The organism is Paraburkholderia sp. J94, assembly GCF_905220285.1.
GTDB lineage: Bacteria > Pseudomonadota > Gammaproteobacteria > Burkholderiales > Burkholderiaceae > Paraburkholderia > Paraburkholderia tropica_A.
The window spans coordinates 236,615-257,870 of sequence record NZ_CAJMZH010000003.1 but is presented as its reverse complement, the minus strand read 5'-3'; the positions used below and the strand labels follow the sequence as shown (position 1 = coordinate 257,870).

General features: G+C 65.6%; 20 protein-coding genes and 4 tRNA genes. 13 read left to right on the top strand and 11 right to left on the bottom strand.

From position 1 onward, the window contains the following. Window positions 1-169 precede the first annotated feature (169 nt). The 3 genes from U4Y88_RS07380 to earP form a co-directional block, all read right to left on the bottom strand. On the bottom strand, window positions 170-379 hold the full coding sequence (locus U4Y88_RS07380; RefSeq protein WP_224008469.1) for a CsbD family protein: 210 nt from the start codon (window positions 377-379) through the stop codon (window positions 170-172). Window positions 380-657: 278 nt separating this feature from the next. Beyond that, window positions 658-1,215 carry an elongation factor P gene (efp, locus tag U4Y88_RS07375; RefSeq protein WP_224008341.1) on the bottom strand — a complete coding sequence of 186 codons (558 nt, stop codon included), beginning with the start codon at window positions 1,213-1,215 and terminating at the stop codon, window positions 658-660. A gap of 163 nt (window positions 1,216-1,378) precedes the next feature. Next, window positions 1,379-2,677 (bottom strand): elongation factor P maturation arginine rhamnosyltransferase EarP, encoded by a 1,299-nt coding sequence (gene earP / locus U4Y88_RS07370; RefSeq protein WP_321783194.1) that lies wholly within the window; start codon window positions 2,675-2,677, stop codon window positions 1,379-1,381. A 189-nt stretch (window positions 2,678-2,866) separates the two neighbouring features. Here earP and uvrC point away from each other — a divergent pair, with 189 nt between their 5' ends. From uvrC to U4Y88_RS07335, 7 genes are all read left to right on the top strand, one after another. Then, window positions 2,867-5,161: an excinuclease ABC subunit UvrC gene (gene uvrC, locus U4Y88_RS07365; protein WP_321783192.1), complete on the top strand. Its 2,295-nt coding sequence runs from the start codon at window positions 2,867-2,869 to the stop codon at window positions 5,159-5,161. Between the two features lie 134 nt (window positions 5,162-5,295). Next, window positions 5,296-5,886, top strand: coding sequence for a CDP-diacylglycerol--glycerol-3-phosphate 3-phosphatidyltransferase (pgsA, locus tag U4Y88_RS07360; protein WP_224008349.1), 591 nt, complete (start codon window positions 5,296-5,298; stop codon window positions 5,884-5,886). Window positions 5,887-6,119: 233 nt separating this feature from the next. Next, a tRNA-Gly gene (locus U4Y88_RS07355) sits at window positions 6,120-6,195 on the top strand. Window positions 6,196-6,268: 73 nt separating this feature from the next. Continuing rightward, window positions 6,269-6,344: transfer RNA gene (locus U4Y88_RS07350), tRNA-Gly, on the top strand. Window positions 6,345-6,466: 122 nt separating this feature from the next. Then, window positions 6,467-6,540 (top strand) — tRNA-Cys (locus tag U4Y88_RS07345). 128 nt (window positions 6,541-6,668) lie between these two features. Beyond that, window positions 6,669-6,941, top strand: coding sequence for a DUF2164 domain-containing protein (locus U4Y88_RS07340; RefSeq protein ID WP_310630040.1), 273 nt, complete (start codon window positions 6,669-6,671; stop codon window positions 6,939-6,941). Window positions 6,942-7,032: 91 nt separating this feature from the next. Then, on the top strand, window positions 7,033-7,521 hold the full coding sequence (locus tag U4Y88_RS07335) for a GNAT family N-acetyltransferase (RefSeq protein WP_321783189.1): 489 nt from the start codon (window positions 7,033-7,035) through the stop codon (window positions 7,519-7,521). Window positions 7,522-7,571: 50 nt separating this feature from the next. Here the strand turns inward: U4Y88_RS07335 and U4Y88_RS07330 are convergent, their stop codons facing one another. The 3 genes from U4Y88_RS07330 to U4Y88_RS07320 form a co-directional block, all read right to left on the bottom strand. Further along, on the bottom strand, window positions 7,572-8,444 hold the full coding sequence (locus tag U4Y88_RS07330) for a cytochrome c oxidase assembly protein (RefSeq protein WP_321783187.1): 873 nt from the start codon (window positions 8,442-8,444) through the stop codon (window positions 7,572-7,574). A gap of 73 nt (window positions 8,445-8,517) precedes the next feature. Next, complete coding sequence (locus U4Y88_RS07325) at window positions 8,518-8,979, bottom strand: copper chaperone PCu(A)C (RefSeq protein ID WP_321783185.1); 462 nt, start codon at window positions 8,977-8,979, stop codon at window positions 8,518-8,520. Window positions 8,980-9,054: 75 nt separating this feature from the next. Then, window positions 9,055-9,630: an SCO family protein gene (locus U4Y88_RS07320; RefSeq protein WP_415774411.1), complete on the bottom strand. Its 576-nt coding sequence runs from the start codon at window positions 9,628-9,630 to the stop codon at window positions 9,055-9,057. Window positions 9,631-10,126: 496 nt separating this feature from the next. On the opposite strand from U4Y88_RS07320, the gene otsB reads away from it, so the two are divergent. Together otsB and otsA are read left to right on the top strand one after the other, a co-directional pair. Beyond that, window positions 10,127-10,888 (top strand): trehalose-phosphatase, encoded by a 762-nt coding sequence (otsB, locus tag U4Y88_RS07315; protein WP_224008488.1) that lies wholly within the window; start codon window positions 10,127-10,129, stop codon window positions 10,886-10,888. 85 nt (window positions 10,889-10,973) lie between these two features. Continuing rightward, the gene (otsA, locus tag U4Y88_RS07310) at window positions 10,974-12,374 is read left to right on the top strand and encodes an alpha,alpha-trehalose-phosphate synthase (UDP-forming) (protein ID WP_224008362.1); all 1,401 of its coding nucleotides are present in this window, start codon (window positions 10,974-10,976) and stop codon (window positions 12,372-12,374) included. Window positions 12,375-12,491: 117 nt separating this feature from the next. Here the strand turns inward: otsA and U4Y88_RS07305 are convergent, their stop codons facing one another. After that, window positions 12,492-14,327, bottom strand: a complete 1,836-nt coding sequence (locus tag U4Y88_RS07305) for an ABC transporter ATP-binding protein (protein ID WP_310630044.1) — start codon at window positions 14,325-14,327, stop codon at window positions 12,492-12,494. Window positions 14,328-15,111: 784 nt separating this feature from the next. On the opposite strand from U4Y88_RS07305, the gene U4Y88_RS07300 reads away from it, so the two are divergent. From U4Y88_RS07300 to U4Y88_RS07290, 3 genes are all read left to right on the top strand, one after another. Next, entirely contained in the window at window positions 15,112-16,176 is a 1,065-nt protein-coding gene (locus U4Y88_RS07300; protein ID WP_224008367.1) for a glycosyltransferase family 4 protein, read from the top strand. Window positions 16,177-16,379: 203 nt separating this feature from the next. Further along, window positions 16,380-17,273: a hypothetical protein gene (locus U4Y88_RS07295; RefSeq protein WP_310630045.1), complete on the top strand. Its 894-nt coding sequence runs from the start codon at window positions 16,380-16,382 to the stop codon at window positions 17,271-17,273. 167 nt (window positions 17,274-17,440) lie between these two features. Beyond that, entirely contained in the window at window positions 17,441-17,917 is a 477-nt protein-coding gene (locus tag U4Y88_RS07290) for a DUF2214 family protein (protein WP_321783183.1), read from the top strand. Window positions 17,918-18,067: 150 nt separating this feature from the next. On the opposite strand, the gene U4Y88_RS07285 is transcribed toward U4Y88_RS07290, so the two are convergent. From U4Y88_RS07285 to U4Y88_RS07270, 4 genes are all read right to left on the bottom strand, one after another. Then, window positions 18,068-18,142, bottom strand: a tRNA-Val gene (locus U4Y88_RS07285). Between the two features lie 49 nt (window positions 18,143-18,191). Continuing rightward, window positions 18,192-18,935 (bottom strand): DNA polymerase III subunit epsilon, encoded by a 744-nt coding sequence (gene dnaQ, locus U4Y88_RS07280; RefSeq protein WP_321783181.1) that lies wholly within the window; start codon window positions 18,933-18,935, stop codon window positions 18,192-18,194. A 68-nt stretch (window positions 18,936-19,003) separates the two neighbouring features. Beyond that, a complete protein-coding gene (gene rnhA, locus U4Y88_RS07275) occupies window positions 19,004-19,453 on the bottom strand; it encodes a ribonuclease HI (protein WP_321783179.1) in 450 nt (149 codons plus the stop codon). Next, complete coding sequence (locus U4Y88_RS07270; RefSeq protein ID WP_224008380.1) at window positions 19,450-20,304, bottom strand: class I SAM-dependent methyltransferase; 855 nt, start codon at window positions 20,302-20,304, stop codon at window positions 19,450-19,452. Before U4Y88_RS07270 ends, rnhA begins: the two co-directional genes overlap by 4 nt. A 20-nt stretch (window positions 20,305-20,324) precedes the next feature. Here U4Y88_RS07270 and gloB point away from each other — a divergent pair, with 20 nt between their 5' ends. Continuing rightward, on the top strand, window positions 20,325-21,173 hold the full coding sequence (gene gloB, locus U4Y88_RS07265) for a hydroxyacylglutathione hydrolase (RefSeq protein WP_321783177.1): 849 nt from the start codon (window positions 20,325-20,327) through the stop codon (window positions 21,171-21,173). The last annotated feature ends 83 nt before the right edge of the window (window positions 21,174-21,256 follow it).

Below are 21,256 nucleotides of genomic sequence, written 5' to 3'. Positions count from 1 at the left end.
GCCGCTGAACGTCGCGGATCCGGCAGCCGACACGCCGCGCGCTGCGCCGGCCCTGAGCGCCGCAATCCGCCGCGCCGGGCCGTTTTTTTACCCCCAACACCGGCCGCCGTTCATGCCGGGCCACCGGCGGTTTCCGCAAATCGAAGCAGCCGCTATGCCGCCGCGCCGCTCAGTCGAACGGCCGATGCGCGTCGAACCAGCGCCGTACCTCCAGTTCCGCCTCGTCACGTGTCTTGCCGTAACGTTCCTGGATCAGTCCGGCGAGGCGATCGGCGCGGCCTTCCGCCTTGGCCAGCTCGTCATCCGTGAGCTCGCCCCAGGCGGCCTTGGCCTTGCCGATCAGCTGCTTCCACTTGCCTTCTGCGATGTCGTTGTTCATCGGTTTCTCCTGGTTCAGGGAAGAGTGCTGCGGCAGCCATGATGAAAAATGGCTATCCCAGAAATAAACCAGCAGAAACCATGCCATGAGCGCCTTGCCTTGCTGCGCCGATGTGACTCGCGCTTTGCGCTCAGGCAAAACCGGTAAGGTTTTCCCATGGCACTCACAAACATACACGTTCGGCAAAAAAAGAAAAAGCGCCCCGGAGGGCGCTTTCGCGATTGCATCCGCCGAACATCGATGCGGACGCGCTCGCCTTGCCGTTCGCCTCGCGAGGCTTAGGCGCGGCTGCGGTACTCGTTCGTACGCGTGTCGATTTCGATCTTGTCGCCGATATTGCAGAACAGCGGCACTTGCAGTTCGAAGCCCGTGTTCAGCTTGGCCGACTTCAGAACCTTGCCCGACGACGTGTCGCCCTTGACAGCCGGTTCCGTGTAGATGATTTCGCGCACGAGCACGGTCGGCAGTTCGACCGAGATGGCCTTCTCGTTGTAGAACACGACTTCGCAAGCCATGCCGTCTTCGAGGTAGTTGAGGGCGTCGGCCATCATGTCGCCTTCGACTTCGTACTGGTTGTAGTCGGCGTCCATGAACACGTACATCGGGTCGGCGAAGTACGAGTACGTCACTTCCTTGCGGTCCAGCACGACGACGTCGAACTTGTCGTCCGCCTTGTACACGGTTTCCATGCCCGCGCCAGTCAGCAGGTTCTTGAACTTCATCTTCACGACGGCGGCGTTACGGCCCGATTTGTTGTACTCGGCCTTCTGCACGACCATGGCGTCGTTACCGATCATCACGACGTTGCCGACGCGGAGTTCCTGTGCGGTCTTCATAAAAAACTGTCCTGTCCAGATTAGATAGCTTTGGGTGTGCGCGACGGCAAACGTCGCAAGCGGTTCGTTGCGGCCCCTTGCTGGAACCAGCAAGGCGCGCGGAAATCGAGGCCGCTTGAGACTGCGGAGACTGCGCTTGAGACGGCTGCCGCCGGGTAACCGCTTATTTTAACTGAGTTTTTGCGAATTCGGCCAGATTTCCGGCGAGATCGCCAGTGAGGGCCAGTTCGGCTGCCCAGCCGTGCGCACGCGCCTTCAAGGCGGGCAGATGGCGGGCGAGATCGGGCCAGTTGACCCCGCCGTGGGCGAGCCCGTCCGGCGCGGTGGCGGCGTTTCCTTCAGTGTTTCCCTCAGTGCTCCCCTCAGTGTTCACCTCAGGCGCGCCAGCCGCGTGCCCGGCGTTGCCGTTCCACGCATGCCAGAAGCGTTCGAGCGCGCCGCGCGGCGCGGCGTCGAGCGTGCGCGCGTAGTGCTCCAGCGCGGCGTCGAGCTTGGGCAGATGCGCGTCGTCGGCTTGCGGATAGATGTGCCAGACGAACGGCCGCGCCGCCCATTGCGCGCGCACGAACGAATCCTCGCCGCGCACGAAATTCAGGTCGCTGACCCAGAGCAGCGCGTCGTAGCCGCGCTGCTCGGTAAAGGCGAGGCCGTGCGCCGTGAGCGAGCCGCGCTCGCCGCGCGCGCCCGCGCCGAACGCCGCCATGCCGAAAAAGCGCGCGAGCGCGCCCGAGATGCGGCCTTGCGGCACCAGCAGCACGATCGGCGTGGGGCTGTCGCGCCACTGTTCGAGCAGCGCGTCGACGGCGGGATTCTCGTAGGCGAACAGCGAGATCACCGTGGCTTCCGGGCCGGGCGGCGGCCCGCCCGTCGCGCGCTGCCACCAGGCCGCGCGCGCGTCGGGCGAGGCTTCGAAGGCGGCGCGGGCCGCGTCGAGATCGCGCTCCTTGAGCACGCCGCCCGTGCCCGCGCCGAGGCCGGGGAAGAAGAAGTGCTTGAGCAGCGCGTAGCGCGGATGCGGCGAAGGACGCAGATGGAAATCGGCGACCCAGTCCTCGGCGCTCAGATATTCGAGATTGAGCCACACGGGCGTGGGCGTGCGCTCGGCCATCGCCGCCACGTACACCGACGGCAGTTCGCAGGCGAACGCCTCGATCACCACATCGGCGATCCGCAGCGTCTCGCCCGCGTGATCGGGCTCGTGCCAGTGCTCGACGCGCACGCCTTCGACCGTCTGCGTCGCGCGCGACGCGTCGAGCGCGGGGCAGAGCCGTTCGAAGGCGTGCAGGTCGTCGACGAACAGGCGCACTTCCCAGCCGTGTTCGTGCGCGAACTGGCGCGCGAGACGCCAGCACACGCCGATGTCGCCGAAGTTGTCGATCACGGCGCAGAAGATATCGCAGGCGAGAGGCGCGTCGGCCTCGGATGGGGCGTCGGGCACGGCGGAGCGGGGAGCGTTGGACATGGCTGGCGTAGGGGCTGCGTGGCTGGCGGCGGCGGGCCGGCTGGTTCTGGCCCGCGCGGAATGATCTAAACTTGCGATTCTAGGACAGCCGCATGACCGCGTCGCGTTGCGCGCGCGGTGGTGCTCCGCCCGTCCGCGCGCAAGCATTCACCGACGCACATCGACGCTCTCAGACGTCCCCCAGACTGGATGACCGATTCCAACGATCCCGCCGATTCCGCCGGCGCCCCCGACGTACCCGCCGCTCCCGCCGCCGAAGCGTTCGACCCGAAGGAAGTGCTGGCGCAACTGCCGCATCTGCCCGGCGTCTATCGCTATTACGACACGCACGGCGCGGTGCTCTACGTGGGCAAGGCGCGCGACCTGAAGAAGCGCGTCTCGAGCTATTTCAACAAGACGCAGCTGTCGCCGCGCATCGCCATGATGGTGACGCGCATCGCGCGTATCGAGACCACGGTCACGCGCTCGGAAGCCGAAGCGCTGCTGCTCGAAAACAACCTGATCAAGGCGCTCGCGCCGCGCTACAACATCCTGTTTCGCGACGACAAGTCGTATCCGTTCCTCAAGCTCACGGGGCACAAGTTCCCGCGCATGGCGTATTACCGGGGCGCGGTCGATCGCAACAACCAGTACTTCGGACCGTTTCCGAGCGCCTACGCGGTGCGCGAGAGCATCCAGATCCTGCAGCGCGTGTTTCAGCTGCGCACCTGCGAGGATTCGGTGTTCAACAACCGCACGCGGCCGTGTCTGCTGCATCAGATCGCGCGCTGCACGGCGCCGTGCGTCGGCGCGATCAGCCAGGACGATTACGCGCGCGACGTGAGCAATGCGTCGCGTTTCCTGCTCGGCCGTCAGAACGAGGTGATGAAGGAGCTGGAGACGAAGATGCACGGGTTCGCCGCCGAGCTGAAGTTCGAGCAGGCCGCGGCGGTGCGCAACCAGATGAGTTCGCTGTCGACGGTGCTGCATCAGCAGGCGATCGAAACGGGCAGCGAAAGCGACGTCGATATCCTGGCCGTGGTCGCGCTGGGCGGGCGCGTCTGCGTGAATCTCGCGATGGTGCGCGGCGGCCGCCATCTGGGCGACAAGGCGTACTTTCCGGCCCACGTCGAGCGCGCGCTGACCGACGAGGAAGGCGGCGTGGCCGAAGCGATCGGCGAGGAAGCGGTGGTGGCGGCGACGGCGTTGAAGTCGCTGCCGTCGCTGGCGCGCAAGGCGCTGGTGGCGAGCGCGGGCGCGGCGGCGCAGGAAGAAGACGAGGAGCAGACCGGCGCGCAGGAAACCGGCGACGACAGCGATGACGCAGGCGATCAACCCGATCCGCTCGCGATCGCGGAAGAACTCGGCAGCGAAACCGAAGCGGCCGACGCCGCCGATGTTCCCGACGACGAAGCCGCCGCAAAGCCGAAATCCTCGAAACGCGCAGCCCGCGCGAACGGCATCGAATCCGAGGTGCTCGACGCCTTCATCGCGCAGCATTACTTCGGCAATCGCGTGCCGCCGGTGCTGGTGGTGAGCCATCCGCCCGCGAACCGCGAGCTCGTCGACGTGCTCTCGGAGCAGGCCGGCCACAAGGTCGCGGTGCTGCGCCAGCCGCAAGGCCAGAAGCGCGCGTGGCTCGCGATGGCCGAGCAGAACGCGCGCCTCGCGCTCGCGCGGCTGCTCTCGGAACAAGGCTCGCAGCAGGCGCGCACGCGCACGCTCGCGCAGCTGCTCGGCCTCGAACTCGACGATCTCGCGCATCTGCGCATCGAGTGCTTCGACATCAGCCACACGATGGGCGAGGCGACGCAGGCGTCGTGCGTGGTCTATCACCATCACAAGATGCAGTCGGGCGAGTACCGGCGCTACAACATCACGGGCATCACGGGCGGCGACGATTACGCGGCCATGCGCCAGGTGCTCACGCGCCGCTACGAGAAGATGGTCGCGCAGTCGGCGCGCAACGAAACCGACGAGGCGCAGGCGCTGCAAAGCACCGATCCCGCCAATCCTTCCGCGACGCCCGAAGGCGCGGAGCCGGTCGCGGCGGGCGGCACGTTGCCCAACATCGTGCTGATCGACGGCGGTAAAGGGCAGGTCGAGATCGCGCGCCAGGTGTTCGACGAACTCGGACTCGACCCTGCGATACTCGTCGGCGTGGCCAAGGGCGAAGGGCGCAAGGTCGGCCTCGAAACGCTCGTATTCGCCGATGGCCGCGCGCCGCTCGAACTCGGCAAGGAAAGCGCGGCGCTGATGCTGGTCGCGCAGATCCGCGACGAGGCGCACCGTTTCGCGATCACGGGCATGCGCGCCAAGCGCGGCAAGACGCGTCAGACGTCGCGGCTCGAAGAACTCGAAGGCGTCGGCGCGAAACGGCGTCAGCGTCTGCTCGCGCGCTTCGGCGGCCTGCGCGGCGTGATGGCGGCGAGCGTCGAGGACCTCGCGAGCGTCGAAGGCATTTCGCACGCGCTGGCCGAGCAGATCTATCAACAGTTGCATTGAGCGCTACGTCCGCGCGCGCCCGAAACAGGGCGGCGCGCGGGCGCGAACCTTACGCTTGCTTGTGGCGGTCCCGGCGACGCGGCACAATTGCATCTCCCATAATTGCAACATCCCCTGACAGACTGCGCGCGCCGATGCCGTTCAATATCCCGATTCTCCTGACGTGGCTGCGGATCGTGCTGATTCCGCTCGTGGTAGGCGTGTTCTATCTGCCGCAGTCGGTGCTGAGCCCGATGCATCAGAACGTCGCAGCCATGTGGATCTTCATCCTCGCGGCGCTCACCGACTGGTTCGACGGCTATCTCGCCCGCAAGTGGAACCAGACCTCGTCGTTCGGCGCGTTCCTCGATCCGGTCGCCGACAAGCTGATGGTCACGGCCGCGCTGCTCGTGCTCGTGCATCTGCAGCGTCTCGACGCGGTGATCGCGCTGGTGATCGTGGGCCGCGAGATCGCGATTTCGGCGCTGCGCGAGTGGATGGCGCAGATCGGCGCGTCGAAAAGCGTGGCGGTGAATCAGCTCGGCAAGTTCAAGACCGCGTGCCAGATGGTCGCGATTCCGATGCTGCTGTTCTACGCGCCGCTCACGCTCGGCGGCTCGACGCTGTTCGATTCGCGCGTGTGGGGCACGTGGCTCATCTACGTGGCCGCGGTGCTGACGATCTGGTCGATGCTCTATTACATGAAGCTCGCCTGGCCGCAGATCCGCGAGCGCGGCAGCCTCTGAGCAGGGGCGGGCGCACGGTGTTTCAACGCCTGCGCTCAACGCCTTCGCGCCACCCCCGCGAATCTTTTTTTAAAAAGTTCAGTCGAAGGGGTTGACACGATTCAGCGGCTTATACATAATCTCACTTCTCCGCTGCACGACAAGCAGCAAACGAAGCAGATGCGGTGGAGATAGCAGGAAATAGCCGAAGATAAGCAGTCAATCAACGGCGAATGCAGTAAGGCAGCAAATACGCGGGAGTAGCTCAGTTGGTAGAGCGCAACCTTGCCAAGGTTGAGGTCGCGAGTTCGAGACTCGTCTCCCGCTCCAGATTCTGGATGCGGCGTTTTGCAGAAATGTGAAACGAAGTGTCAGCAGTAAAGAGTAGTGAAGCAGTAAAAATGCGGGAGTAGCTCAGTTGGTAGAGCGCAACCTTGCCAAGGTTGAGGTCGCGAGTTCGAGACTCGTCTCCCGCTCCAGCTTATCGGGGAAGCAGCGCTTCCCCTTTTGTTTGGCAGGCCGCAAGGCCGTCGCAAAAATCTGTCGGTGGTTGTGAGCGCAAGCAGTCTTCTGCGCGCCAAACATCGAACAGTCCGCTTTTGGCGCGATAGCAAAGCGGTTATGCAGCGGCCTGCAAAGCCGTGTAGGCCGGTTCGACTCCGGCTCGCGCCTCCAAGTAGTTCCAGAAAAAGCCACCTTCGGGTGGCTTTTTCTTTTTCCGCTTCGGGTTCGGTCCTCGTTCGCCATTCGCACGCTTCGTGGCGCGTGCACAATAGCGGATCGCTTCCCACCGGATCTCCGCCATGTCCATCGAACTCCCCGACGACGAGCGCGCCGCCGCGATTGCATCGATCCAGCGTTACTTCGACGCCAACATGGAGACGCCGATCGGCAATATCGCCGCGGGCGGTTTGCTGGGCTTCTTTCTCGAAGAGATCGCACCGGCCGTCTACAACCGCGCGATCGCCGATGCGCAGGAGCGCATGCAGGCGCGCATCGTCGAACTCGATATCGACTTGCACGAGGAGCCGTTCCAGTACTGGCGCAAGTACGAGACGCCGCGTCGCCGCAAATAGCGCGGGCGCGTTGTGCGGGCGAGGATGCGTTTGTGGCGCGCTCGCGCCGCGAGGCATAATCTGCCTTTCAGCAAGCTTCGATGGAAATCCTATGACCGCGCAGTCCCCCGCATTGCCGACCGCTCAACTCGACTGGCAATGGAAAGCATTCGATGCGCTCAGCGCGCGTGACGTCTACGCCATGCTCAAACTGCGCTCCGATGTGTTCGTGGTGGAGCAGAACTGCGTCTACGGCGACATCGACGGCGAGGACGATACCGCGTGGCATCTGTTCGCCTGGGGCGAGCGCGATGGCGTGCGTGCGCTGGCGGGTTATCTGCGCGTGCTGGTGCCGAGCGCCGACGACGCCGACGTGCGCATCGGCCGCGTGGTGACGTCGCCGGCTTTTCGCGGCATCAAGCTCGGCAACGGGCTGCTCGAACGCGCGATCGGCCACATCGCGCGTCAATGGCCCGGCGTGCCGACGCGTTTGCACGCGCAGGCGCATCTGCAGAAGTTCTACGGCGCGTTCGGCTTCACGCCCGTTTCGGAGATTCACGACGAGGACGGCATCCCGCACGTGTGGATGCGCTCGGTCTGACGCCGGCATCGCCGCGACATAGGCGGCTCAAGGCGTCAATCCGCTGTCAATCAGCGGGAATTCACCTGCACCGCGCGCGTCGGCGCGCGGCTTCGCTTCGGCTGCGCGCGTTGCAGACGTCCGCGCGCCGAGAGCCGCATCCAGTGACGCAGCGCGATCAGCGCGCCGATCACGCTCATCATCGAGCCCGGAATCCACAGCAGCAGGCCGCCGATCTGCTGATCGCGCATCGGCGAGAGCCAGGTGAACGCGCGTCCGCAGATCGAGTAGATCGGATACAGCTCGTGCGACGTGAAGAAGATGAACGCGCCGAGCACGATCTGCGGCGGAATCGCGGCGATCACCACCAGTACGCGCTTGCCGGGCGCGAGGCGCGCGGGCGGCGCGGGCCGCGGATCGAGCACGAGCCACCAGAACAGCAGCCCGTCGATCACCATGCTCCAGTTCATGACGCGATAAAGACGCCAGTCGAGCATCGCGACGAAGTGGATCGGCGAGAGCAGCCAGAAATAAATCAGGCCGACGAACAGCGTCACGGCGACGACGGGATGCATCACCACATCGAGCGCGAGACGCACGGGACGCGCCGCGAGCGCGGGCCGCACGAAGCGCTGGCGCCACGCGAACGGAATGCCCGCGCGCAGCGCCGCGCCCGGATACGCCAGCGCGATGAAGAACGGCCCGAGGTGATGCAGCACGAGATGCTGCGCGCGATGCATGAAGAACTCGTGCTCGAAGAAGTAATCGAGCCGCGTATGCAGCGCGACGTAGAGCGCGCCGAGCCCGAACCAGAACGAGAGACGGCGCGCGAGCGTGACGCGCGCCTTGTGTTGCCCGCGCACGAACAGCAGCGCCGCCACGCCGATCGCGATCACGACGGTCGGCGAGGGCTCCCACGGATCGAGCCAGTAGAGCAGGTTCATCGCGATTCTCTTCGCTGGTTCATCGCGGGCTTCTGGTCGGCTTCATCGCGCACGTTGAAGCGTCAACGCCGCCTTACTGCTGCGACGGCGGCTTCACCGCGAACGGCGCATCGAGCGTCGCGCCATCCGAGAACTTCAGCTTGATGTGCACCGTGTCGCCGGGCGCGACCTTGTGCTTCGCATGCTCGAGCATCAGGTGATAGCCGCCCGGCGCGATCGCCAGCGTCCCGTGCGCGGGCACGGTCGCCTTGTGCACCATCACCATTTTCTGCGTCGAGCCGTTCGACACCGTCTGATGCAGCATCACCATGCCGTAGTCGTCGCTCGACACGTCGACGAGATCGAGCGGCTTGTCGCCGTCGTTCTTGAGCGTGACGTAGCCCGCCGCCGGCAGGTCGTTCGGCAGCCAGCGCACCCAGGCGTTCTGCGCGCTGATCGCCGCGTCGGCCGCGTGGGCGGCGGGCGCGAAGGCGGTGAACGAGCAGGCGAGGGCGCAGCCGAGCGTTGCGGTGAGGGACTTGAGTTTCATCGTCATGGCAGTTCCTGTTGCGGGTGGTACGGGAAATCGGTTCAGGGTTCGCGGCGCGCCCGTTGAGTCTTTATCGGGTCTTCATGCGGGCGCGTCGATGATGCGGCGCACGTCCTGCGCGATCGCGGCGGGTGAGTCCTTGTCGGTCGCGAGCAGGCGTGCGTGGCCCTGCGCGTCGAACACATAGAGGGCCGAGCTGTGCGTGACTTCGTAGCTGCCGTCGGGATCGCGCTTTTCCATCTGATACGCGACGCGATAGCGCTTCGCGAGCGCCTCGATCTGCGCGTCGCTGCCGGTGAGGCCGAGCGCGTGCTGCGCATCGAAGGCGCTCACGTAGGCGTGCAGGGCTTGCGGCGTGTCGCGCGTGGGATCGACGCTGATGAAGAGTATCCGCACGCGCTGCGCCCCGGGGCCGAGGTTTGCTATGACCTGCATCAGGCGCGCCATCGTCTCGGGGCACACGTCCGGGCAATGCGTGTAGCCGAAGTAGACGAGCGCGGTCTCGCCGCGCAGATCGCTGGCGGTCATCGGCTGGCCGTTGTCGGCGGTGAGCGTGAAGGCGAGGTCGGGCAGATGACCGCTGACGTTCGTCAGCTGCCAGGGTTCGGCGGGATGCGAGCACGCGCCGAGCAGCGCGGCGGCCGTTGCCACGGAGATCGACAAACCGAGCGACACGCCAAGCCGCTGCGCGACGCACGCCGATCGGCGAGCAAGCTGCAAGGGGCGGGAGGCGGTGAACGGGTGGTTCAAAGGCGGTCTCAGGCTGTCTCGGGAGGCGATGCTTCGAGGGTGTCGAGCGGCACGGGCGGCGTCGCTCGCCGGGTTGGACGGTGCGGCCGACCGTGCGTCATGCCGGTGGACTGTAGCAAAATTGCGGCCTCGCTGCCGCGCGTGCACCGGCGCGGCGCCGTCCTGTCGATAAAACGGGGACGAAATGTCGCATCGCCGCCGCATCGGAAAGCGCGCAGGCGACGCCAGCCGGACGAGGCGTCCAGGCCGCTTTTTGTGCAAGAAAGTGTGTCAAAACGCGTCTGCCGGGCCATTTTCTCGATAATTAGAGGCAGGCGCGGTAAGATTCGCACACTTTCCCCGGCAGGCGTGCGCGCCGCCGAACTTATACCCGGCGCACGCGCCGAGGGGCGAAACACACTTGATGCAAGCAACTCCGCAAGCACTTCCCGCAGGATTGCCGTTTGACAAGACGGCATTTTTCTTCGATTTCGACGGCACGCTCGTCGAGCTCGCGCCCACGCCCGACGGCGTGCTCGTGCGTCCCGACATGCTGGCGCTGCTCGCCGAGCTGCGTCGCGCGACGCATGGCGCGGTGGCGATCGTCTCCGGGCGCGGCATCGAGAGCATCGACGATTTTCTCGGCATGCCCGATCTGCCGATCGCGGGCCTGCACGGCGCCGAGCGCCGCGACGCGAACGGCGACACGCAGCGCGTCGGCTTCCACGACGCGCGCCTGCTGCACATGGAGCAGGTGCTCGCGGAAGTCGTGCGCACGCATCCGGGCACGCTGCTGGAGATCAAGGGCGCGGCGCTCGCGCTGCACTACCGCAACGCGCCCGAGCACGAGAACGTGGCGCGCGCGGCCACCGAGGCGCTCGCCGCCGAATTCGCCGACGCCTACGTGCTCCAGCCCGGCAAGATGGTCTACGAAATCAAGCCCAAGGACGTCGACAAGGGCCGCGCGATGCGCGCGTTCCTCGACGAACCGCCGTTCGCGGGCCGCACGCCGGTGTTCGCCGGCGACGATCTGACCGACGAGAAGGGCTTCGCCGTGGTCAACGAGCGTGGCGGCCTGTCGATCAAGGTCGGCGGCGGCGACACGATCGCGCGCACGCGCGTCGACTCGGTCGAGGCGCTGCTCGCCTGGCTTGCCGCACTGGTCGCCCCGGCGCGCGGCGCCTGATGGCGTCTCGCGCGTTGCTTTATCCGCTTCTTGCGCCGGCTGGTCCGGCGCATCTGTTTTTCTCCCAGCACGGAACCCGCATCTCATGAGCCGACTGATCATCGTGTCGAACCGGGTCGCGCCGATCTCCGAAGGCGGCCCGGCCGCGGGCGGTCTCGCGGTCGGCGTGTACGACGCACTCAAGGAAACCGGCGGCATGTGGTTCGGCTGGAGCGGCGACGTGCTGTCGTCCGGCCAGCCGCACATCCAGCTCGAAGAACGCGGCCCCGTCACGTTCGCGACCATCGGCCTGCTGCGCCGCGATTACGACCAGTACTACCGCGGCTTCTCGAACGCCACGCTGTGGCCCGCGTTCCACTATCGCAGCGATCTGGTCCAGTACGACCGCCACGACTACGAAGGCTATTGCCGCGTGAACGCTTGGCTCGCGCAGCAGCTCGTGCCGCTGCTGCACGACGACGACGTCATCTGGGTCCACGACTATCACCTGATCCCGTTCGCGCAGGCGCTGCGCGCGGCGGGCGTGAAGAACCGCATCGGCTTCTTCCTGCACATTCCGTTTCCGGCCTCGCAGGTGCTGCTGGCGGTGCCGCCGCATCGCGAACTGGTCGAGGCGCTGTGTTCGTTCGACCTGCTCGGTTTCCAGACCAAGCCCGATCTGCGCGCGTTCTGCGATTACATCGTCAACGAGGCGGACGGCTCGGTCGAAAAGCGCGCCGACGGTCTCACGCAGATCACGGCCTTCGGCAAGACGCTGGCCGCGAACGACTATCCGATCGGCGTCTATCCCGACGAAGTCGCCGAACTCGCCAAGGCCGGCGAGCGCGGCAAGCCGGTGCGCACGCTGAAGGCGGCGCTGCATGGCCGCAAGGTCATTATGAGCGTCGACCGCCTCGATTATTCGAAGGGTCTGGTCGAGCGTTTCCGTGCTTTTGAGCGGCTGCTCGAAGGCGCGCCGGCGCAGCGCAACAAGGTCTCGTTCGTGCAGATCGCGCCGCCCACGCGCGCCGATCTGCACGCGTACCAGGACATCCGTCTGCGGCTCGAAGCGGAGTCGGGGCGCATCAACGGACGCTTCGCCGAACTCGACTGGACGCCGATCTGGTACATCCATCGCCAGTACGAGCGCGCCGTGCTCGCGGCGCTGTTCCGCGCCTCGCACGTCGGCTATGTCACGCCGCTGCGCGACGGCATGAACCTCGTCGCGAAGGAATACGTGTCCGCGCAGGATCCTGAGAATCCGGGCGTGCTCGTGCTGTCGCGGTTCGCGGGCGCGGCGCAGGAGCTGGGCGGCGCGCTGATCGTCAATCCGCTCGATATCGACGGCATGGCCGACGCGCTCGGCAAGGCGCTGGCGATGCCGCTGGCGGAGCGCCTCGCGCGCTACAACGACATGATGGTGCAGCTGCGCGAGAACAACGTCTCGGTGTGGCGCGACCGCTTCATGCGCGATCTCACGGACGTGCCCGCGCGACGGAGCGCGTAGCGCGTAACGCACGGCGTGACGCGTCACGCCTGACACACTCGCCAGCAAAGAAAAAGCCGCTTCGAAGGAAGCGGCTTTTTTGTGCCCGATGTTTGCGAAGATCAGTGCGCTAACAACTCAGGCAACGTGCTTTTCGTCGGCTTTCTTGCTGCCCAGATGCAGCGTCGAGCCCTTGCCGTACTGCTTCGCGAGCAACTCGCGATACAGGCCCGGACGGTTGCGCAGCTCCTCGGGATTGCCGTCGTCGATCACCTTGCCCGCGCTCATCACGATGATGCGGTCGAAGTTCTGTAGCGTCGACAGACGGTGCGCGATGGCGATCACGGTGCGGCCCACCATCAGGCGGTCGAGCGCCTGCTGGATCGCTTCTTCCGAAGCGCTGTCGAGCGCCGAAGTGGCTTCGTCGAGCAGCAGGATCGGCGCGTTCTTGAGGATCGCGCGCGCGATCGCGATGCGCTGGCGCTGGCCGCCCGAGAGCTTCACGCCGCGGTCGCCCACGATCGTGTCGTAGCCTTCGGGCATCGCCTCGATGAAGTCGGCGCAGCGCGCCTCGCGGGCGGCGGCGAGCACTTCCTCGCGGCTCGCCTCGGGGCGGCCGTAGGCGATGTTTTCGTAGATCGAGCGGTGCAGCAGCGAGATGTCCTGCGGCACCAGCGCGATGGCGTGGCGCAGGCTGTCCTGCGTGACGTGCGAGATGTCCTGGCCGTCGATCTTGATCGCGCCGCCCTGGGTCTCGTAGAAGTGCTGCAGCAGCGCGAGCACGGTGGTCTTGCCCGCGCCCGACTTGCCGATCAGGCCCACGCGCTGACCGGCCTCGATGCGCAGGTCGAAGTGGTCGAGAATCGGCTTGCGATGCGGGTAGGCGAAGGTCACGCCCTCGAACTCCACGCGGCCGCCTTGCGCGACGAGCTCGCTCGCGTCGTCGCGGTCGGGCATGCCGTGCGGCTCCAGCAGCGTCTGCACGGCTTCGGCCAGACGCGCCACGTGCTGCGTGACGTCGACGAGCGCCACGGCCAGGTCGCGCGTGCCGTGCAGGATCGTGAAGCCCAGCGAGCTCACGAGCACGATGTCGCCCGAGGTGGCCTTGCCCTGATCCCAGAGCCACAGCGCCCAGCCGAGCAGGCCGGCCGACAGCATGGCCGTGATCACGGCGTGCAGCAGACGCAGCTTTTCGAGGTAGAGCAGGCTCTGGCGGCGCGCGTCGAGTTCGGCCTTGACGGTCGAACCGAAGCGCTTCTGCTCGCGAAACGTCATACCAAAGGCGCGCACGAGCGCCATGTTGCCGATTACGTCGACGAGCTCGCCGTCCACCGCCGCCGCCCGCGAGGCGAACGTGTGGTGACGCGCCGAGCCGCGCCCGGCCAGCTTGAACAGGATCACCGAAAGAATCGCCGAGCAGAGCAGCAGACCGCCCGCCATCAGCGGATTCACGGCGATGATCATGACGATCGCGCCCGCCACCGCGATGCACGGCGGCAGCACGTTCCAGGCGGTGGTGTTCTCGGCGGTGTAGACGGCGTTCGAGGTGGCGGTGATCCGGCTCGCGAGCGTGCCGGGTTGCTTCTCCGAGTAATAAGTGGGCGAGTGGCCGCTCAGGTACTGGAACAGGTCGCGCCTCAGGTCGCCGGTGACGGCGACGAAAGTGTGCGCGGCGAACCAGCCGCCGACCCGCCAGAGCAGGTTGTCGGCGGCGATCAGGCCCACGAGGATCGCGAACGCGGTCCACAGCGGACCCGGATGGTGGCGGCCGGTACCGAGCACGTCGATCAGATGCTTGATCGCGTACTGCGAGGCGAGCGCGCAGCCGACGGCCGCGAACACGCTGGCCAGCACGACGGCGTGGGCGAACGGGTGGCGCTTGATGTAGCGGAAAAGGAACGCGAGCGGCCGCCGCGCATAGCTCGCGAGCTTTGCGTTGTGGGCGTTACGCTGGGCGATGGTCAGATGTTCCAATTGATCGGTGGTCGGTCTGACGGAGCTTTGTCCGTTCGAGGTGGAAAAAGGGATAGGAAGGCGCAACGGCAAACCTGACGGAATACCCGCATTGTAAACATCCAATACGCGGGGCGCATGCCCCGTGCCCGATGCGCGCGCATCTTATCGCGACTGCGTGGCAATCGGTGTGCCTTCCTGCAAGGTGTCGTGGCCGAGGTTCAGCAGGTTTTCCCGGCCTTTTTAGAGATACAATTATGGATTGCGTTCGGGATTCGTCGAGGCGTTTTCGCATCGTGCGATCCGAATCATCCCAGGATGGACCTGGTCGCCGCGCGGCAATCGTAAGAAAAATCGTACGAACGCGCTGCGGGGCGCGCCAGGCAACATTCGACGCTCCGGTTTCGGATGCGAGCGCGGTGCGCCGCCCGGAAACGTCCCATCAATCTATAACTGTCTTTAAAAACAGTGGGTTGTGGAGTGTTTCCAGTTTGTAACAACGTAAAGACTTTGAAATGTTCTAGCCGGCCATGGGTGCAAACCCGGATAATGCCGACTCGAATGGCGTAGGGAATTTGACAGCTTGTGTGTCAACGACCGCGAACCCTGCGCGTTTACCGCCTGAGCCGCCGCGCGTGACGATCCGTTACGAAAGAACTGCGTCGGTCAGTGTGCCGGGCATCCGGCGCGGTCAGCGGTACAGAACGCCTGGCAGGGCGAGCGGCATGGATGCCGCGGCTCGCGAGGTCGATTGTCAAACTTGCAGTACTTTGCCCGATTTATTACGAGGAAGGAGTTCACCACTATGCGAATCGCTCAAATCGCTCCGTTGCACGAGGCGGTTCCTCCCAAGCTCTACGGCGGCACGGAACGGGTGGTCTCCTACCTGACCGAAGCGCTGGTCGAACAGGGTCACGATGTTACGCTGTTCGCGAGCGGCGATTCGATCACCTCGGCGAAGCTCGAAGCGTTCTGGCCGCAGGCGCTGCGCCTCGACCCGACGATTCGCGACGTGATGGCCCCGCACATGCTGCTGCTCGAAGAAGTGCGCCGCCGCGCGCATGAATTCGACGTGCTGCATTTCCACATCGATTACTACCCGTTCTCGCTGTTCCAGCGTCAGGAAGTGCCCTTCGTCACGACGATGCACGGCCGCCTGGACCTGCCGGAACTGCAGCCGATCTTCAACGCGTTCAGCGACGTGCCGGTCGTCTCGATCTCGGACAACCAGCGCCTGCCGCTGCAGCAAGCCAACTGGCAGCAGACCGTCTACCACGGCCTGCCGGAAGACGTGCTGCGTCCGATCGACAACGTCGAGCCGGGCTACCTCGCGTTCCTCGGCCGCGTCTCGCCGGAGAAGGGTCTCGACAAGGCGATCCGCATCGCCGGTCAGGCTGGCATGAAGCTCAAGGTTGCCGCCAAGATCGACAAGGCCGACCGCGCCTACTACGAAGAAGTCATCAAGCCGCTGATGGCGCAGTCGCACGTCGAGTACATCGGCGAAATCGGCGAGCATGAAAAGCGTGAATTCCTCGGCAACGCGCACGCGCTGGTGTTCCCGATCGACTGGCCGGAGCCCTTCGGTCTGGTCATGATCGAAGCCATGGCTTGCGGCACGCCGGTCATCGCGTTCAAGCGCGGTTCGGTGCCGGAAGTCATCGACAACGGCGTGTCGGGTTTCGTCGTCGAAGACGAAATCAGCGCAGTCGCCGCAGTCAAGCGCCTGCCGACGCTGTCGCGCGAGAAGGTGCGCGGCGCGTTCGAATCGCGTTTCTCGTCGAAGGTCATGGCGAAGAACTACGTCGCCGTGTACGAAGAAATGCTGCGCCAGAAGCGCCGCACCGTGCTGCGCGAAGTCAACGCCAGCTAAGCGTGTGGTTTGAGCCGTCCCTGGACGGCTCGCACGGATTTTCACAACGCCTCAGTGCTTCGCACTGGGGCGTTGTTACATTTACGCCGCACACAACGGTCCTCACCGGCGACGAGTGGGAGGCGCGGCGGCAATGTCCCTATAATGGCCGTTCCGCGAATTTGGGCGGCCTCTTTTTACGACAGCGACACAGGAGAAGTGCCTTGGCAAGAACCCGACCGACGCGCGCCGTCACCGTTCCTGGTGCCGGCACGATGTTCGCGTTGCGTGCGATCGGTCTCGTGATCCTTGCGCGCTGGCTCCACTCGATGGCGCAGATGAATTTCATCGCGGCGCTCGAGGGGATGGCCTCGTCGCCGGTCGCGTGCCTGAATCTCGTGTTCCTGTTTCTGCTGATCGTGCTGCCGGGCGCCAAGGCGCGTATGGAGCGGCCGTTCCATCCGCTGCCGCAGTGGCTGCGCCAGGCGCTGCGTGTCTTCGGCATTTTCGGCTGCCTGTTCGCGCTGTGGTCGATTGGCGCCTTCGCGTGGCTGGCGGGCTGGCGGCGCGCGGTGCATGCGGCCGCCGAGACCAACGGCTGGCTCGTGGTGCTGCCTGCGCTGTACGCAGCCGTCGTGTGGATCTGCCGTCCTCGCGCGCTGTGGCGGTCGAATTTCGCGGCACGGCGCTTTGCGATCGGGCGCTATGCCGTGTCGATCGATGTCGCGACGCGCACCACGGTGGTCTGGCTCGAAAGCCGCAAGCTCGGCCAGTACGACGCGCGCGAATTGTCGGTGCGCTGGCCGCATGGCGCGCAGGCGGGGAAGGGTGTCCCGGATCGCGCGCCGGTGACGACGGCCGCGCCGCTCGAAGCCGAAGCCGCGATCGCCGCGTCGTCGGCTGAACCCGTCACGCAGGCTGCCCCGATTACCGCGCTCGTGCCGGTTCAGGCGGCCTCGGCCGCGCCGACGCACGAACGCCGTCCGAAAATCGAACTGATGTGGGACTCGCCGGCGGCGGCGGGACACAATCGTCAGACCGTGTTCCGCCTGCGTCTCATGACCGAAGGCGACCGCGTGGCCGCTCGCGCGCTGGATGCTGCGCTGAAGCAGGTCTGATCCGCGAGCGCGGTTCGCCGCCGCGCTTTTCGCGTTTCTGCTATTCGTTGTGCTTGCCGTCGCTCGGCTTTCAGTCGATTCACTTCCAGCCGATCCGATTCCTGCCGTATCCGCGGAGCGCGCTCCGCCGCAGCTTGCCGATCCATCGTCGCTTCGAAGGAGTCGCCATGCTTGTCCGCTGGTTGCTTGCCGCCATCCATCTGCTGGCTTTTGGTTTCGCGCTCGCCTCGATCGTGCGGCGCTCGCGCGGCCTGCGCCGCTGCACCTCGACAGAAGCGCTGCCCGCCATCTTCAGCGCCGATAACGGCTGGGGCGGCTCGGCAGTCGTGCTGATCGTCACGGGCGCGATGCGCGCGTTCGGCGGTTTCGAAAAGGGCGCCGACTACTATCTCCACGAACCGCTCTTTCACGTGAAGATGGGCGCGCTCGTGCTGATCCTCGCGCTCGAAATCGTGCCGATGATGGCGCTGCTGCGCTGGCGCAACGCCGTCAAAAAAGGCGACGTGCCCGATCTCGCGCGCGCGCCGCAGTACGCGCGCATCGGGCGGTGGCAGACGCTGCTGCTCATCGTGATGGTGTTTGCCGCGACGGGCATGGCGCGCGGTATCGGGCTGGCGGGCATGGATGCGGATGGCGCGTCGTAGCGGGGCGCTCGCGCGGAAGTCAATCATCAGCAATCCGAAGCGATGATTGATGCGACGATTGCCGAATGCGAGCGACAATGAAAAAAGCCCCGTTGCTTGCGCAACGGGGCTTTTTATCTTCGGTGCTTGTCTTTACCAACACCAGAATCCTGGTGGGTAGTACTGGGATCGAACCAGTGACCCCTGCCGTGTGAAGGCAGTGCTCTACCGCTGAGCTAACCACCCGAAGAGATTCAAATTATGCCGGGCATTTTCAGTCTTGTAAAGCCCTTTTTTAAGTATTTTGCACAGTACCCGAATTTTCTTCGACGACGGGCTGCGTGCGCCAGACCGAGGTGCCCTTGATCTGCTTGTCGAGACCGTCGAGCAGGGCGTCGTGTTCGCTCATTTCGTCGGCGCTCGCGGCGATCACGGGCAGCGCGAGCGTCTCGAAGCGTACGCGCGGCGTGGCGGTCGCGTCGTCGGCATCGTGTGCGCTCGACATGTCGATCACGAGGCTTTCCTGGCCGCGCGTCATCGCCAGATAGACTTCGGCGAGCAGTTCCGAGTCGAGCAGTGCGCCGTGCAGCGTGCGGTGCGCGTTGCTGATGCCGAAGCGGTCGCACAGCGCGTCGAGCGAATTGCGCTTGCCCGGGAAGATCTGCTTGGCCTGCACGAGCGTGTCGATCACGTCGCCGCAATGTTGCTTGAGCGGCGGCTTGCCGACCATCGCAAGCTCGGCATCGAGAAAGCCGATGTCGAACGGCGCGTTGTGAATGATGAGTTCCGCGCCGCGAATGAAGTCGAGAATCTCGTTCGCGACTTCGGCGAACTTCGGCTTGTCCGAGAGGAACTCGGTGGTCAGGCCGTGCACCGCGAGCGCGCCCGGATCGCTGTCGCGTTCGGGGTTGATGTAGAAGTGCAGGTTGTTGCCGGTGAGCCGACGATTGAGCAGCTCGACGCAGCCGATTTCGATGATGCGGTCGCCCGTGCGGGCGTTCAGGCCGGTGGTTTCGGTATCGAGAATGATCTGGCGCATGGCGTTTGAAACAGGATTGCGTGGGCGGCGCGCGCGGGCGGAGCCAGGGCGCGCGGCGTTCTAGTGGCTCAGAGTGCGTTGAGGGTGGCGACGCCGCGGTTCGCGAGCGCGTCGGCGCGCTCGTTCTCCGGGTGGCCGGCGTGGCCCTTGACCCAGCGCCATTCCACCTCGTGCTGCGCGACGAGCGCGTCGAGGCGCTTCCAGAGGTCGTCGTTCTTGACCGGCGTTTTCGCGGCGGTCATCCAGTTCTTCTTCTTCCAGCCGTGGATCCACTCGCTGATGCCTTTCTGCACGTATTGCGAATCGGTGTGCACGATCACCTTGCACGGACGCTTGAGCGCCTCGAGCGCGGCGATCACGCCCATCAGCTCCATGCGGTTGTTGGTCGTGCCGGCCTCGCCGCCGAACAGTTCCTTTTCCTGCGCGCCGAAGCGCAGCAGCGCGCCCCAGCCGCCGGGGCCGGGGTTGCCCTTGCAGGCGCCGTCCGTGAAGATTTCGACGAAGTCGGGTGTGCTCATGAGTCCTTGTTGCGAGTAGGGGAAGGGGTGGTGGCCGCGGCCTTCAGGCTCGGCGCCAGCACCGGTTTCTTGACCTTCAGCGATCCGACGAGACGCATGCCGCGCACGCGCTTGATCGCCGTGACCATATAGACGGCGCCGAAAATCGCCCACCAGCGGTCGCCCGCGGCTTCCATGAAGCCATAGCGGCCGAGCCATTTGTCGGTCGAAAGCGGCGGACGATAGCAGCCGAAACGTCCGCGCTCAAGCTCGAAGCCGAGTAGCTTGATCCAGTCTTTCAGGCGCGTGAACGCGATCAGATCCTGGCGCGCGGGCAGGAACGGGCGGCCCGTGAGCTTGCCCGCCGACTGGCGCGCGCCCCACAGCGACAGCGAGTTGAAACCGACGATCACGAGCTGGCCCTCGGGCATCAGCACGCGTTCGGCTTCGCGCAGCAGGCGGTGCGGGTCGCTCGTGAATTCGAGCGTGTGCGGCATCACGATCAGGTCGACGCTCTGCGCCTCGAACGGCAGATCGAGATGATCGCACCAGACGGTGCTGCGCCCGGCGGGGGCATGCAGCGAGGGCGCGGCGCTCGTGTCGATGCGGCCGCCGTTGATTGTCGTGCCTGATGCGGCACCCGGCACGACATATGGCGCGCTGGCCGCGCTGGCGCCGTCGAGCACGAGCGCGCGGCACGACATGCGGTTTTCGCGCAGCGCGTCGAGTTGCGGCAGGCCGATTTGCAGCGCATGGTAGCCGAAAATGTTCGACACCATGCGGTCCAGTTGCTCCTGCTCCCAGTCGAGCACGTACCTTCCGGCGGGCGAAGCAGTCCAGGCGGGCCAGTCTATAATCGTTCGGTCAGACATGTCGAAGAGTACGTCGCCCCATGAAGAGTCCGCTTGAGCACGCAGGCGCACCATCCGCTGCGCTCGAATACGTGCCGGTTCCGGCTTTTGAAGATAACTACATCTGGGTCGTGTCGGATGGCCGCAATGCCGTGGCCGTCGATCCGGGCGACGCCGCGCCGGTTCGCGATTATGTGGCGAAACGAGGCTGGCGGCTCTGCGCTATTTTACTCACCCATCACCACAACGACCACGTCGGCGGAGTGGCCGATCTCCTTTCGGATGAGCGCGTGCCCGTCTACGGCCCGGCGGGCGAGGCGCTCGGCCCGCTCGATCCGTTCGTCACGCGCGTGCGTGGCGGCGACACGGTGCGTATCGGGCTCGCCGCGCAGGCGTCCGCGCTCGACCTGAAGGTGATGGACGTGCCGGGCCACACGCGCGGCCACATCGCCTACTTCCAGGCGGCGGGGGCGGGCAACGCCGTGCCCCATCTCTTTTGCGGCGACACGCTGTTCGCCTGCGGCTGCGGCCGCCTTTTCGAAGGCACGCCCGCGCAGATGCTCGCATCGCTCGATTCGTTCGCGGCGCTGCCCGGCGACACGCAGGTCCATTGCGCCCACGAATACACGCTCTCTAACATTCGTTTCGCGCTCGCCTGCGATCCCGGCAACGCCGCGCTGCGCGACTGGAGCGCGAAGGCTTCCGCGCTGCGCGAACGCGGCGTGCCGACCCTGCCGACCACGATCGCCCACGAGCGCGCCGTGAATCCCTTTCTGCGCGCCGACGATCCCGCCGTGCAGGCCACGCTGGCCGAAGCGCTGCATGAAACGGTGCCCGACCGCCTGGCCGCATTCACGCTGATGCGCGAGTGGAAGAACAGGTTCCGCTGACCCAGCGCCATGCGTGGGTATGCTCATCCCAAACGTATGGAACAGCACCCAAGCTGCGGATTTTCATGGCTTTTTCCAATTAT